5 protein-coding genes are annotated in these 14,794 nt (G+C 72.0%); 2 read left to right on the top strand and 3 right to left on the bottom strand.

The annotated features are described in order from the left end of the window. Positions 1–81: 81 nt before the first annotated feature. Both OGH68_RS27530 and OGH68_RS27525 read left to right on the top strand, forming a co-directional pair. Complete coding sequence (locus OGH68_RS27530; protein ID WP_264247700.1) at positions 82–627, top strand: hypothetical protein; 546 nt, start codon at positions 82–84, stop codon at positions 625–627. Continuing rightward, on the top strand, positions 624–2,585 hold the full coding sequence (locus OGH68_RS27525; protein WP_264247699.1) for an ABC1 kinase family protein: 1,962 nt from the start codon (positions 624–626) through the stop codon (positions 2,583–2,585). Before OGH68_RS27530 ends, OGH68_RS27525 begins: the two co-directional genes overlap by 4 nt. 96 nt (positions 2,586–2,681) lie before the next feature. Here the strand turns inward: OGH68_RS27525 and OGH68_RS27520 are convergent, their stop codons facing one another. From OGH68_RS27520 to OGH68_RS27510, 3 genes are read right to left on the bottom strand one after another with little or no spacing between them, the layout of a single operon-like run. Continuing rightward, positions 2,682–3,476 (bottom strand): ABC transporter permease, encoded by a 795-nt coding sequence (locus OGH68_RS27520; protein WP_264247698.1) that lies wholly within the window; start codon positions 3,474–3,476, stop codon positions 2,682–2,684. Beyond that, positions 3,473–4,504: an ATP-binding cassette domain-containing protein gene (locus OGH68_RS27515; RefSeq protein ID WP_264247697.1), complete on the bottom strand. Its 1,032-nt coding sequence runs from the start codon at positions 4,502–4,504 to the stop codon at positions 3,473–3,475. The genes OGH68_RS27520 and OGH68_RS27515 overlap by 4 nt, the downstream gene beginning before the upstream one ends. Before the next feature lie 51 nt (positions 4,505–4,555). After that, complete coding sequence (locus OGH68_RS27510) at positions 4,556–14,782, bottom strand: non-ribosomal peptide synthetase (protein ID WP_264247696.1); 10,227 nt, start codon at positions 14,780–14,782, stop codon at positions 4,556–4,558. Positions 14,783–14,794: the final 12 nt, after the last annotated feature.

Below are 14,794 nucleotides of genomic sequence, written 5' to 3'. Positions count from 1 at the left end.
CCTGCCATCCGTGACGACGGCAAGGTGTGCCGGGCTTCGGCCGGTTGCACCGCATACGAGATGATGGGCAGTCTTACGCTCATGACCACAGAAACCAGCAGCGCCACCGGTCAGCCCCCGAGCATCACCACTCCTCCGCCGCCGCGTTGGGCCCGCTGGGCCGCTCACGCCGTCCCCCTGATCGCCCTGCCGTCGTCGCTCTGGCGCCTCGCGATGGCCGCGGGCCTGCCGGTCGGTTACAGCGACGAAGTACTGCGCACCGACTACGACATTCCGGGCGCCGGCTATCTCATCCTGCCGCTGATCACCGTCGCGCAGGAGGCGGCCGCCCTGCTCACGCTCGGACTGGTCAGCAACTGGGGTCTCGTCGCGCCCCGTTGGATCCCCTTCATCGGCGGCAGGCCCGTCCGTCCGATGGCCGCGGTCGTACCGGCGGCCGTCGGCGCCGTGATCCTCGCACTGGTGACGTTCAGCCAGCTGATGATCTGGGACACCGTGGACGAGGGCACCCTCACGGGCGCCCACCGGGCCTTCATGGGCTGGTGCTACGCCCCGCTGCTGCTGTGGGGCCCGCTGCTCGCCGCCGTCACCGTCTCCTACCACCTGCGGCGCAGGCGGGAACGATGAACACCGCGGTACTCGTCCTCCTTGCCGCGCTCTCCCTCACGATCTTCCTCACCGGGCTGGCCTCCGGCGCCCGGCGGCTGCTCGGCATCAGCATCGGCAAGGGACGTGCCGTCCTCACGGCCGGAGTCGGGCTCACCGCCGGCACCCTGATCAGCCGGCCACTGCGCGATGTGCAGCCACTGGCGCTGATCAGCCTGGAGATCGGGGTGTCGCTGCTGGTCGCCATGGCGTTCCTGGCCGTGACGGAGGTGGTGGTCCCCAGCGGGACGCTGCCCGGCCTGGTGCGGCTGCCGCAGGCGGTGCGCCGCCGCTTCGCCCGCACCCGCAGATACGCCCGGCTCAGCCGGATATTCGTCCGCCACGGTCTCGGCCGGTTCTTCAGCGGCAAGTCACGGCGCGGACCGGGCGCCCCCGCCGAGCGGGCGCTGCTCGCGCCCTCGCTGCGCAAGGCGCTGGAGGAGGCGGGGGTCACCTTCGTCAAGCTCGGCCAGGTGATGTCCACCCGCTACGACCTGATGCCGCCCGAGTTCATCGAGGAGCTCAGCAAGCTCCAGGACCAGGCCACCTCGGAGCCCTGGCCCGCCGTGGAACGGGTGCTGGCCGAAGAGCTGGGGGCGCCGCCCGGCGAGGTGTTCGCCGAGTTCGACCACAGGCCGCTCGCCGCCGGCTCGATCGCCCAGGTGCACCGGGCACGGCTGCACACCGGCGAACAGGTGGCGGTCAAGGTGCAGCGCCCCGGGGCGCGTTCCATCGTCGTCGACGACCTGGACATCCTCTACCGGTTCGCCGCCAAGGTGGAGCTGCACTCCGACTGGGGCCGCAGCGTGGGGGCCATGGCACTGGCACAGGGCTTCGCCGTCTCCCTCCAGGAGGAGCTGGACTTCCGGATCGAGGCCCGCAACACCCTGTCGGTGGCCGCCGCGATCGAGGAGTCCTCCAGCGGCGACTCCGTCATCCGCGTGCCCGCGGTCCACGAGAAGCTGTGCAGCCGGCGGGTGCTGGTGACCGAGTGGATGGAAGGCATACCCCTTCACAGTGTGTCGGCCGCTCTCGACGAACGCCGCCTGGACCGGGGCGCGCTGGCCCGCGCGATGCTCGAATGCCTGCTGGGCCAGATCATGACCAGCGGCGTCTTCCACGCCGATCCGCATCCCGGCAATCTGCTGCTGCTCGAGGACGGCCGGCTCGGCATGCTGGACTTCGGCTCGGTCGGACGTATCGACCGGTCGCTCCGCTCCACCCTGCGCAGCATGCTCCTCGCCCTGCACCGCGGCGACCCGCCCGGGCTCTGCGACAGCCTGCTGGAACTGGTGGCCCAGCCGGAGCACATCGACGAACGGCAGCTGGAACGGGCTCTCGGGCAGTTCCTGGCCCGCCACTTCGCCCCCGGCATCAAGCCGGACCGGGAGATGTTCGCCGACCTGTTCTCGATCGTGTCCCGGTACGGCATCAGCGTGCCGCCGGAGATCGCGGCCGTCTTCCGTGCGCTGGCCACCATGGAGGGCTCGCTGGACCGGCTGGTGCCCGGCTTCGACATCGTCACGGAGGCCCGGTCGTTCGCGGTCACCCAGCATCTGCACAAGCTCAGGCCCGAGGCGCTGGGGCGCACGCTGACCGAGGAGCTGATCAGCGTCGTGCCGATGCTGCGCCGGCTGCCCCGGCGTATCGAACGCATCGGAGGTGCGGTCGAGAGCGGCCAACTGGTCGTCGGCGTACGAATGTTCGCCGACCCGGAGGACCGCCGCTTCGTCCGCTCCCTGGTGCACGAGGTGCTGCTGGCCTTCCTGGGCGGCATGATCGGGCTGGTCGGTGTGCAGTTGCTGCGTACGTCCGGCGGTCCGCGGATCAGCGACGGCCTCGGGCTCTTCGAGCTGTTCGGCTACAACCTGCTGGTGATCAGCTGTGTGCTCGTGATGCGTGTGCTGTTCCTGATGGTCGGCGGCCCGAGACGGCGCTGACGGCGGCGGTGCGCCCACGACGGACGAGAGCCCGGCTCCCCTCTCACGAGGGGGCCGGGCTCTCGTCCGTTCCTGCGGCGCGTGCCGGGGGCCGCTTCAGCGCTGCGCGGCCGCCTTCTGGTACGCCCTTCCGGCGAGCGGCACCACCACGACGAGCAGGACCACCAGCACGATCAGCGCGGTCGCGATCGGATGCTGGGCCGGCAGCGCCCCTGAGGCAGCTCCCTGTTCGTTGCCGAACAGTTCCCGGCTGGCGGACACCACCGAGCTGACCGGGTTCCACTCCGCGATCGCGCGCAGCCAGCCCGGCAGCCCGTCCAGCGGCACGAAGGCGTTCGAGAGGAACGCGAGCGGCATCATGATGACGCCGGACAGCGCGCTGACCGTCTCCACGTTGCGCAGGGTGAGCCCGATCAGGGCGCCCAGCCACGACATCGCGAAGCCCATGAGAAGCAGCAGGCCGAAGCCGGCGAGGGTCTGCAGGATGCCGTTGTGCGCACGCCAGCCGATCAGGTAGCCGACGAGGGCCATCACCGCGCAGGTCCAGGTGACCAGCACGGCGTCCGCGACGGTGCGGCCGATGAGCACGGACGAACGGGAGATGGGCAGTGCCCGGAAGCGGTCCACCAGGCCGTTGTTGAGATCGTTCACCACACCGACGGCGGTGGTGGTGATGTTGGCGAGCATCACCTGCGCGAAGATGCCGGCCATGATGTATTCCTTGTAGCCGCCCTGGCCCGGCACCTGCATCGCGCTGCCGAAGAGGTAGCCGAAGACGATGACGAACGCCACCGGCATGACCGTGATGCCGAGCAGTTGCTCCGGCATCCGCCGGATGTGCCGCATCTGACGGCCCACGAGGGCGAATGAGTCGCTCAGTGCCTCGGTCATGCCGGCTCCTTCTCCTTCTGCTTCGTGCTGCTGGTGGCGGTGTCGGCGTCCGGGGTCACGGAGGTGTCGGACGCGGCGGGCCCGCCGGTCCTGCCCGGCTGGCCGGTCAGAGCGAGGAACACGTCGTCGAGGGACGAGCGGCGCACCGCGAAGTCCTCCGGCTCGATGCCCAGTGTCTCGAGTCCGGCCGCCGCGGAGGCGATGGTGGACACACCGCCCGTGAGCGGCACGGACACCGTGCGGGCCTCTTCGTCGACGGCCGGGACGGCGGGCGACACGGCGGCCAGTGTGCGGGCCACCGCGGGAAGGTCGATGGCGTCGGCCACCGACACCTCCAGGCGCTCGCCGCCGACCTTGCGCTTGAGCTCGTCGGGCGTGCCGTCGGCGATGACCGTGCCCTTGTCGATGACCGCGATGCGGTCGGCGAGCTGGTCGGCCTCCTCCAGGTACTGCGTGGTGAGCAGCACGGTCGTGCCGGCCACCACCTGCTCCCGGATCATGCCCCACAGGGCGAGCCGGCTCGTGAGATCGAGACCCGTCGTCGGCTCGTCGAGGAAGAGCACCGGCGGCCGGGCGACGAGGCTGGCGGCGAGGTCCAGCCGTCGGCGCATACCGCCGGAGTACGTCTTCGCCATCCGGTCGGCGGCGTCGGTGAGCCCGAACTGTTCGAGCAGCTCGGCCGCCCGCACCTTGGCCGCTCGGCGCCCGAGGTGCAGCAGTACACCGATCAGCTCGATGTTCTCGCGGCCGGTCAGCCGCTCGTCGACCGCCGCGTACTGGCCGGTCAGGCCGATGTTGCGGCGGACCTCCAGCGGATGCGTGGTGAGGTCGTACCCGGCCACGGTGGCCCGGCCCTCGTCCGGTTCCAGCAGTGTGGCCAGGATCCGGACGGTCGTGGTCTTGCCCGCGCCGTTGGGGCCGAGCACTCCGAGGATCGTCCCGGCCGGGACGGAGAGGTCGATGCCGCTCAGCGCCTGGTGGTCGCCATAGCGCTTGCGGAGGCCCTCCGCCGTTATTGCCGTTTCCATGACGGCCCACTCCATTTCGTTGCGTCGGTTTCGTCGAACCCAGGTCGTGCGTCAGTCGAGTTCGGAGAGCTTCTGGTGAAGGACCCGGCCGATCTCGGCGGCCGGCTCCGGCTGCAGCAGGTGGCCGTGGTGCGCGTCGACCGGGTGAGTACGGACCGCGCCCGCCACATGCGGCTGCCACGATCCGACCGACTCGGCCGTCTTGCGCGCCGGGTCGTCCGTGCCGACCGTGGACACGAACAGCAGCAGGTCGCCGTCGAAGCGCCGCGGCCGATAGTCGGCGCTGAGCTTGTGGTTGTTGATGCCCACCTGCATGAACGCCGTGATGTGGTGTTCCTCCAGGCTGCCGAGCGCGCTGTCCCGGCCGCGGATGATCTCCATCACCCACTGGTGGTCGAGCGGTCCGTCCGGCAGGTCGGCCAGGTCGTGGCCGACGAAGTCGAGCAGGGTCTCCAGCACGTCCCGCTCGGTGGGAAGGGCGTAGTCGTCGTCCTCCCAGGACTCGTCGTACGGCGTCTGGTCGAGGTTGGCGAGCAGCGCCACCCTCTCCCCCGCCTCGGCGAGAAGCGTGGCGATCTCGTGCGCCACCAGGCCGCCGAAGGACCAGCCGACGAGGTGGTACGGGCCCGACGGCTGGACCACGCGGATCTGTTCCACGTAGTCCGCCGCCATCTCCGCGACACCGGTCGCGATCCCTCCCTGACCGTCCAGGCCGCGGGCCTGGAGCCCGTAGACGGGGAACTCGGCCGGGATGTGCCCCAGCAGCGACGAGTACGGCCAGGCGAGCCCGCCGGCGCCGTGCACGCAGAAGAGCGGAGGCCGCTCCCCGCCGGTGCGCAGCGGCAGCAGCACTTCGAAGCCGTCGCTGTCGGTGCCCGCCCCCAGCTTGTCCATCAGCTGGGCGACCGTGGGTGTCTCGAAGATGCCCCGGTTGCTGAGTTTGACGCCCAGCACGCTGCGGATGCGGCTCACCAGCTGGATCGAGGTGATGCTGTCGCCGCCCAGTTCGAAGAAGCTGTCGTCGATGCCGACCCGGTCGACGTTGAGCACTTCGGCGAAGAGCCCGCAGAGCACCTCCTCCTGCGCGGACCGCGGACCGCGGCCGCCGGCGGAGCTGTCGTGTTCTGGGGCGGGGAGGGCTTTGCGGTCGAGTTTGCCGTTGACGGTCAACGGCAGCGCGTCGAGGACGACGAACGCCGAGGGCACCATGTAGTCCGGCAGGCTCGCCGCGACGTGGGCCCGCAGGGCGTCGACGTCCACGCCTCCGTCGGTGGCCGGGACCGGGTAGGCGACCAGACGCTTGATGCCCGGCTGGTCCTCCCGCACCACCACCGCCACCTGAGCGACCGCCTCATGCGCACCCAGAACCGTCTCGATCTCGCCCAGCTCGATGCGGAAACCACGCACCTTGACCTGATCGTCCGCCCGGCCCAGATACTCCAGCTCACCCGCAAGCGACCAGCGCGCCACATCCCCCGTCCGGTACATGCGCGTACCCGCCGGGCCGTACGGGTCGGCGACGAACCGCTCCGCCGTCAACCCCGGCCGACCCAGATAGCCGCGCGCCAGACCCGCACCCGCGATGTACAACTCCCCGGCCACACCCGCCGGCACCGGACGCAGACCACCGTCCAGCACATACACCCGCGTGTTCGCGATCGGCGTACCGATCGACGGCACACCCGAACCCGCCACCAACGGCTGCGACATCGTCGCCGCCACCGTCGACTCGGTCGGACCATAGGCGTTGACCATCCGCCGCCCCGGAGCCCACCGGTCCACCAGCTCCGCCGACGTCGCATCACCACCCACCACCAACGACCGGAAGTGCGGATACTCACCCGCCGGAACACTCGCCAACGCCGCCGGCGGCACCAGAGCATGCGACACCCGCTGCGACACCAGCACCTCGGCCAGCACCTCACCCGCCAACGGACCCGGCAAAGGCACCACCAACGCCGCACCCGCCGCGAACGTCATCACCAGCTCCAGCACCGACGCATCGAAACTCGGCGACGCGAACTGCAGCACCCGGCTCTGCGCATCGACCGCGAACCGCTCCACCTCCGCCGCCGCGAACGACGCCAGCCCCGCATGCGGAACCACCACACCCTTCGGCCGCCCCGTCGACCCCGACGTGTAGATCACATACGCCGGACTGGAACCGGACACCTGCACTTCAGGGGCCGTGGCGGGCAAAGCCTCGTCCAGCTCGGGAAGTCCGCGGAGCACGAGGACGGGCCGGGCGTCCTGGAGCATGTAGTCGATCCGCTCCTGCGGATAGTCCGGATCCACCGGCAGATACGCCGCCCCCGCCTTCAGCACCGCCAGCTGCGCCACCACGATGTCCACCGAACGCGGCAGCACCAACGCCACCACACCCTCCGGCCCCACACCCCGGCCCACCAGCCAACCCGCCAACCGGTTCGCCCACGCCTCCACCTGCGCATACGACAACACCGAACCATCCGCACCCACCACCGCCGGCGCATCCGGACACCGGTCCACCGCAGCCTCGAACAACCCGTGGAACGTCACCGGCTCCAGCGCACACTTGACCCCGGCCCACTCCCCCAGCACCCGCTCACGCTCGACCGCACCCAACACGTCCACCGCACCGACCCGCACATCCGGATCAGCCGCCACCACGTCCAGCACCGACACCAACCGCGCCGCCAGCACCTGAACCGACACCCGGTCGAACAGATCGACCGCGAACTCCACACTCCCCTCCACACCCTCGGCCGTCTCCGCCAACGTGAACGACAGATCGAACTTCGCGGCGTCGAGAGTGATGTCCTCGGGGGCTATACGGAGTCCGTCGAGTTCGAGCGTCGCCTCGCCGGTGTTCTGGAAGGCGAGCATCACCTGGAAGAGCGGATGCCTGGCCATGGAGCGCGCCGGGTTGAGCACCTCCACCAGCCGCTCGAACGGCACGTCCTGGTTCGCGTACGCCGCCAGATCCGTCTCCCGCACCCGCTCCACCAGCTCACGGAACGTCGGGTCACCGGACACATCCGTGCGCAGCACCAGCGTGTTCACGAAGAACCCGACCAGGTCGTCCAGCGCCTCGTCCGTGCGGCCCGCGATGACGCTGCCCACGGGGATGTCCTCGCCCGCGCCGAGCCGCGACAGCAGGAGCGACAGTGCGGCCTGGACCACCATGAACAGGCTGCCGCGCGACTCTCCGGCGACCTGCAGCAGGCGCGCGTGCGTCTCCCGTGAGACCCGGAATGCCACCGTGTCTCCGCGGTGGCTCATCTCGGCGGGACGCGGCCGGTCCACCGGCAGCGCCAGTTCCTCCGGCGCGCCGGCCAACTGCCCCCGCCAGTAGTCGACCTGGCGCGAGAGCTCGCTCACCGGGTCGTCCTCGTCACCGAGCACGTCCCGCTGCCACAGCGTGTAGTCCGCGTACTGCACCGGCAGCCGCGCGAAGCCGGGCGCGCCGCCGCCCAGCCGGGCCGCGTACGCCGTCGACAGGTCGTCGGCCAGCGGGCCCATGGACCAGCCGTCGCCCGCGATGTGATGCACCACCAGCAGCAGCACATGCTCGTCCGGGGAGACGGTGAACAGGCTCGCCCGCAGCGGGATCTCGGACGCGAGGTCGAAGCCGCGCGCGACGGCGGCGGCCAGCGCCTCGGCGTCGAAGCCGGCCCTTTCCACTGCCGGCCGGGCCTCCTCCGGCGCAAGGATCAGCTGGCGCGGCCGGCCGCCGGTGTCGGGGAAGACCGTGCGCAGGCTCTCGTGCCGGGCCACGACGTCGCCGAGCGCGGCCGTCAGCGCGTCGACGTCCAGGGCGCCGGTGAGCCGTACCGCCATGGGCATGTTGTAGGTGGCGCCGGCGCCTTCGAGGCGGCTCAGGAACCAGAGCCGGCGCTGCGCGGGCGACAGCGGGATCTCGGCCGGGCGCTCCCGTGCGGTCAGCGGCTCCCGGGCCTGGCCGGCGTCGCCGAGGCGCTCGGCGAGGGCGGCGGCCGTGGGTGTCTCGAAGAGGGTCCGCACGGCGAGTTCGGCGCCGAGCTGCGAACGGGCACGGCTGACCACGCGGGTGGCGAGCAGCGAGTGCCCCCCGAGGTCGAAGAAGCCGTCGTCGACCGACACCTGCTCCAGGCCCAGCACCTCGGCGAAGATGTCGCACAGCGCCTTCTCCTGGGCCGTGCGTGGGGCACGGCCGGCGCTGCCGGTGCGCGGGCCGGGCGCGGGCAGCGCCTTGCGGTCCAGCTTGCCGTTGACCGTCACCGGCAGCCGGTCGAGGGTGACGAACGCGGTGGGCACCATGTAGTCGGGGAGCCGCTCGCCGAGGCTGCGGCGCAGTGCGTCGGCGTCGGGCACTCGCCGGCCGGCCACCGGCACGGCGTAGGCCACGAGTTCCTTGATGCCGGGGCGGTCCTCTCGCACGGTCACGGTGGCCTGGGCGACGTCGTCGTGGGCCGCCAGCGCGGTCTCGATCTCGCCGAGTTCGATACGGAAGCCGCGGATTTTGACCTGGTCGTCGGCCCTGCCGAGGCAGTCGATCCTGCCGTCCCCGGTCCAGCGTGCCAGGTCGCCCGTGCGGTACATCCGCGTGCCGGCCGGGCCGTACGGGTCGGCGACGAAGCGCTCGGCGGTCAGGTCGGGGCGGCCCAGGTAGCCGCGCGCGAGTCCCGCGCCGGCGATGTGCAGGTCGCCCGCCACGCCGGGGGCGACCGGCCGGAGGAACTCGTCGAGGATGTAGGCCCGGTAGTTGGAGAGCGGCCGGCCCACCAGCACCCGGCTGCTCTCGTCGATCCGCTGGCCCAGTGCGTCGACCGTGGTCTCGGTCGGACCGTAGAGGTTGTAGGTGACCAGCCCGTCCACCGGGGCGAGTTCCTCGCGCAGGGCCTCGCCCAGCGCCTCGCCGCCGAGGCTGACGACCAGCGGCCGGGTCGCCGGGTCGGCCGTCAGACCGAGGTCGTGGAGTTCCCGGAAGTGGGCGGGGGTGGTGTCGAAGTGGTCGATGCCGCCGGCCCGCCGCACATGGTCGAGGAGCACGGCCGCGTCGTGACGCGCCTCGTCGTCGATGAGGTGCAGCTCGTGTCCGGCGATCATCCACAACAGCGGGTCGAACGCGGCGTCGAAGGAGAAGGACGCCACCAGCGCGACCCGCAGCGGCCGGCCGACGGCCTCGACCTGCGGGGCGTAGAGCCGCTCGAAGTGGTCGTGGAAGAGGTTCACGATGCTGCGGTGCTCGACGGTGACGCCCTTGGGGCGTCCGGTGGAGCCGGAGGTGTAGATGATGTACGCGGCGTTGCCGGGGCGCAGCGGGCCTCCCCGCTCGTCGTCGGTCAAGTCCTGCGCGGACAGGGCCAGGGACGGGCCGTGGAGTTCCGCCGGGTCCTCGAGGACCACGGCGGGCCGGGCGTCCTCGAGCATGTGGGCGATGCGGTCCTCGGGATAGGCCGGGTCGACGGGGACGTACACCGCGCCCGCCTTCAGCACCGCCAGCAGGGCGACGACGTGCTCCGCGCCGCGCGGCAGGCGCACGGCCACCGGCTGCTCGGGGCGTACGCCGCGCGCGACGAGCCGGCGGGCCAGCCGGTTCGCCCATCCGTTGAGCTCCGCGAAGGTCAGCCGTACGTCCTGGAAGACCAGGGCGGTGGCGTTCGGGGTACGCGCTGCCTGCTGCTCGAACAGTCCGGTGAGGCTGGACTGCGGCACGTCGCGGCCGGTGTCGTTCCAGTCGACGAGGATCCGCCGGCGTTCCTCCTCGGTCAGCACGTCCACCGCGGACAGCCGCCGGTCCGGGTCGGCCACCAGTTCGCCGACGACCCGCACCAGCCGTGCGGCGAGCGCGGCGGCCGTCTCCCGGTCGAAGAGGTCCGTGGCGAACTCGATGCCGCCGACGATGCCGGCCGGCGCGCCGTCGTCGCCGAACCGCTCCTCGAGGACGACCGAGAGGTCGAAGTTGGACGTCCTGAGCCCGATGCCCTTGCCGGTGGCCCGGAGTCCGTCGAGGTCGAGGCCGGCCTCCGCGTTGTTCTGGAAGGAGAGCATCACCTGGAACAGCGGGTGCCTGGCCAGGGACCGCTCCGGGTTGAAGATCTCCACCAGCCGCTCGAACGGCACGTCCTGGTTGGCGTACGCCGCCAGGTCCGTCTCCCGCACCCGCTCCACCAGCTCACGGAACGTCGGGTCACCGGACACGTCCGTACGCAGCACCAGCGTGTTCACGAAGAACCCGACGAGGTCGTCCAGCGCCTCGTCGGTGCGGCCCGCGATCGGCGAACCGATGGGGATGTCCGTGCCGGCGCCGAGCCGCGACAGCAGCGCCGCGAGTCCCGCCTGCGCCACCATGAACACGCTCGCACCCGACTGCCGGGCGAATGTCGCCAGCCGCCGGTGCACGTCGGCGGGGATCTCCAGGTCGACCGTGTCGCCGCGGTAGCTCGTCTCCGGGGGGCGGGGGCGGTCGGCGGGCAGGCCGATCTCCTCGGGCACGCCGTCGAGGGCGGTACGCCAGAAATCGACCTGCCGGGACAGCTCGCTGCCGGGCTCGTTCTCGTCGCCGAGCACCTCGCGCTGCCAGAGTGTGTAGTCGGCGTACTGCACGGGCAGCGGCTGCCAGGCGGGCGCCTCACCGGCGCACCGGGCCCGGTACGCCTCGCTCAGGTCTCGGGCCAGTGGCGCCATGGACCAGCCGTCGGCGGCGATGTGGTGGACGACCAGCAGCAGGACGTACTCGGTGCCGTCGAGCGCGAACAGCCGGGCGTGGACGGGGGCTTCGGTGGTGAGGTCGAACCGCTTGCCCGCGGCGGCCGCGAGCGCGGCCTCCAAGTCGTGCTCCGCGACGCCGATCACCGGCAGCGCGGGCACGGCCCGCCCGGCGTCGAGGACGACCTGGTGGGGCTGCCCGTCGGCCTCCGGGAAGACGGTGCGCAGGCTTTCGTGCCGGGCCACCACATCACCGAGCGCGGCGCGCAGCGCGCCGACGCCGAGCTCCCCGGAGAGGCGTACGGCCAGCGGCAGGTTGTAGTTCCCGCCGGCGTCCTCGAACCGGTTGAGGAACCACAGCCGCTGCTGCGCGGGCGACAACGGGATCTGCTCCGGGCGAGGTACGGCCGTGAGCGGCTTGCGTGCCCGGCCGGCGTCGCCGAGCCGTTCGGCGAGCGCCGCCACGGTGGGCGCCTCGAACAGGACGCGGACGGCGATCTCCACGTCGAACGCCGTCCGCACCTGGCTCACCAGCCGGGTGGCGAGGAGGGAGTGGCCGCCGAGGTCGAAGAAGCTGTCGTCGACGGAGACCTTCTCGAGTCCCAGCACACCGGCGAACAGCTCGCACAGCCGCGCCTCCCGTGCGGTGCGCGGCGCCCTGCCCTCCGCGCCGGCTCCTTCCGGCAGGGGCAGCGCGCGCCGGTCCAGCTTGCGGTTGGGCGTGAGCGGCAGCCGGTCGAGGGCGACGAACGCGGACGGCACCATGTAGTCGGGCAGCGCGCCGGCCACGTGGGCCCGCAGCTCCGCCGTGCCGGGGAGCGTCTGCCCCGGCACGGGCACCAGATAGGCGGCGATGGTCTTCAGGCCGGGACGGTCCTCGCGGGCGACGACGGCGGCCTGGGCGACCGAGGGGTGGGCGGTGAGCGCCGCCTCGATCTCGCCGAGTTCGATGCGGAAGCCGCGGATCTTGACCTGGTGGTCGCTGCGGCCCAGGTAGTCCAGTTCGCCGTCGGGCGTCCACCGCACGACGTCTCCGGTGCGGTACATGCGGCTGCCGGCCGGGCCGTAGGGGTCGGCGACGAACCGTTCGCCGGTCAGGCCCGGCCGGTTCAGATAGCCGCGGGCCGTGCAGGTCCCGGCGAGGTACAGCTCTCCGGGCACGCCCGGGGGCACCGGGCGCAGGGCGCCGTCGAGGACGTAGGTGCGGGTGTTGCGGATCGGCCGGCCGATCGTCGGCCGGGCGGGCCAGTGGTCGGGGAGCGCGGGGAGGGTGGCCGCGGTGACGACATGGGTCTCCGTCGGGCCGTAGTGGTTGTGCAGGACGCGGCCGGTGCCGTGGTGGAAGTCCCGGATCTGCTTGCTGAGGACGAGCGCCTCGCCCGCCTGCGCCAGATGCGCGAGAGCGGGGAGCTCCAGGCCCATCCCGTTGGCCTCCTCGCACAGGGCGTCGATGACGAGGTTGGGCGCGTACACCTCGGCGATCCTCCGCTCGTCGAGCCACCGCACGAACGCGGCGGGATCGCGGCGGATCTCCTCGTCGGGGATGACGAGGGTCCGCCCCGAGAGCGTGGTCGAAAGAATCTCCTGCGCCGACACGTCGAAGCTGACGGCGGTGAACTGCGCGGTGCGCACACCCGGTCCGCCCGGCAGCACGTCCTCGTGCCAGGCGACGAGGTTGGCGAGCGGGGCGCCGGGCATGACCACGCCCTTGGGCCGGCCCGTGGAACCAGAGGTGTAGATGACGTACGCCGGGGACAGCGGGGAGAGCGCGGCGGTCCGGTCGGTGTCGTCGAGGTCGGTGTCCGGCAGCGCCGCGAGTGCGCGCACCGTGTCCGGGGTGTCGAGCACCAGGCGGGGTACGTCGGCGTCCGGCACTGCGGCCGTGAGAACGGGCGAGGTGGCGCTGTCGGTGAGGACGAGGACCGGGCGCGCGTCGCTCAGCATGTGGGCGATGCGGTCGGCCGGGTAGGCCGGGTCGACCGGGAGGTAGGCGGCGCCCGCCTTGAGCACCGCCCAGAGGGCGACGATCAGTTCGGTGGAGCGGGCGACGGCCAGGGCGACGGTGCGTTCGGGGCCGACGCCGTGGGTGACGAGCAGCCGGGCCAGCCGGTTGGCCCGCGCGTCGAGTTCCGCGTACGTGATGCTGCTGTCGCCGTGTTCTACGGCGACGGCGTCGGCGTGGCGGTCGGCGGTGCGCCGGAACAGGGCGGGCAGCGTCTCGGGGGCCGCGGGGTGTGCGGTGTCGATCCAGCGGTCGAGGACCAGTGCGCGTTCACCGGCGGTGAGCAGGTCCAGCCGTCCGACGGGCGAGTCCTCTACGGCCTGGAAGCCGGCCAGCAGCCGCAGCAGGGACTCGCCGATCGCGGTGGCGGCGGCCGGCTCGAAGACGTCGGGCCGGTAGCTGAGCTCGACCGCGAGGGTGGTGCCCGCGTGGACCATCAGGCCGAGCGGGTAGTGGGTGCCTTCGTGGCTGCGGCCGTCGACGACGCCGAGGCCGCCGGCGGCGCGGCGCAGGCCGTCGGTGTCCACCGGGTAGTTCTCGAACACCAGCAGGGTGTCGAAGAGTTCACCGGCTACGGGGGTCAGCCGCTGGATGTCGGCGAGGCCCAGGTACTGGTGGTCCATGAGCCCGGCCTGCTGGTCCTGGAGCCGGTCCAGCAGCGCGCCGAGCGTCTCCGCCGGGTCCAGGGCGACCCGCACCGGGAGGGTGTTGATGAACAGGCCGACCATGGACTCGACGCCGGGCAGTTGCGGCGGCCGGCCGGAGACCGTACCGCCGAAGACGACGTCCTGGCGGCCCGTGAGCTGCCCCAGGACCATCGCCCACGCGGCCTGGACGACGGTGTTGACGGTGACCCCGCGTTCCCTGGCCCAGCGGGTCAGCGCGGCGGTGGGCTCCTGCGGCAGCTCGACCCTCGCCCGGGCGGGCGCCACCGGCTCGCGTGACGGGTCGGGCGCGGCGAGCAGCGTCGGCTCCTCCACCCCGTCGAGCACCTGCTGCCATGCCTTCTCCGCGGCGGTGCGGTCCTGCGCGGCCACCCAGGCGAGGTAGTCGCGGTACGGGGTGACGGGCGGCAGCGACGACTCGTCGGCGCCCCTGCTGAAGCGGCCGTACAGCTCGAACAGTTCGCCGAGCAGGAGGGCCCTGGACCAGCCGTCGAGGAGGATGTGGTGCGCGGTGAGGAGGAACCGGTGACGGCCGTCTCCGAGGCCGATCAGGGTGAAGCGGATCAGCGGCGGCCGCGCCGGGTCGAAGCGGCGTGCCCGGTCCTCGTCGACCAGCCTTTCCGCCTCCTCGGCGCGGTCGGCCGGGGGCAGCGCGGACAGGTCGTGGACGGTCCAGTCGGGGGCCAGCTCGGACGGGATGAGCTGCACCGGCTCGCCGTTCTTGCGGTACCGGAACGCGGCGCGCAGACCGGGGTGGCGGCGCAGCACGCCGGCGCAGGCGGCGTGCAGCGCCCCGGTGTCGAGGCCGCCCTCGATGTCGAGGACGAACTGCATGGTGTAGACGTCCGGGCCGGCCGTGTCGTACTGCGCGTGGAAGAGCAGGCCCTGCTGGAGCGGGGAGAGCGGAAGGATGCCCTCGAGCCGCGGCTTCGACGTTGTCATTTCGCTATCTCC

The organism is Streptomyces peucetius, from assembly GCF_025854275.1.
Classification (GTDB): domain Bacteria; phylum Actinomycetota; class Actinomycetes; order Streptomycetales; family Streptomycetaceae; genus Streptomyces; species Streptomyces peucetius_A.
Note: the sequence above shows the minus strand (reverse complement) of the source record. Positions and strands in the feature narration are given on the sequence as shown.

Excerpts from the sequence above, each read along its gene's own strand:
- OGH68_RS27525 (WP_264247699.1), top strand. The coding sequence starts at position 624 with ATGAACACCGCGGTACTCGTCCTCCTTGCCGCGCTCTCCCTCACGATC.
- OGH68_RS27515 (WP_264247697.1), bottom strand. The coding sequence starts at position 4,504 with ATGGAAACGGCAATAACGGCGGAGGGCCTCCGCAAGCGCTATGGCGAC.
- OGH68_RS27520 (WP_264247698.1), bottom strand. The coding sequence starts at position 3,476 with ATGACCGAGGCACTGAGCGACTCATTCGCCCTCGTGGGCCGTCAGATG.
- OGH68_RS27510 (WP_264247696.1), bottom strand. The coding sequence starts at position 14,782 with ATGACAACGTCGAAGCCGCGGCTCGAGGGCATCCTTCCGCTCTCCCCG.
- OGH68_RS27530 (WP_264247700.1), top strand. The coding sequence starts at position 82 with ATGACCACAGAAACCAGCAGCGCCACCGGTCAGCCCCCGAGCATCACC.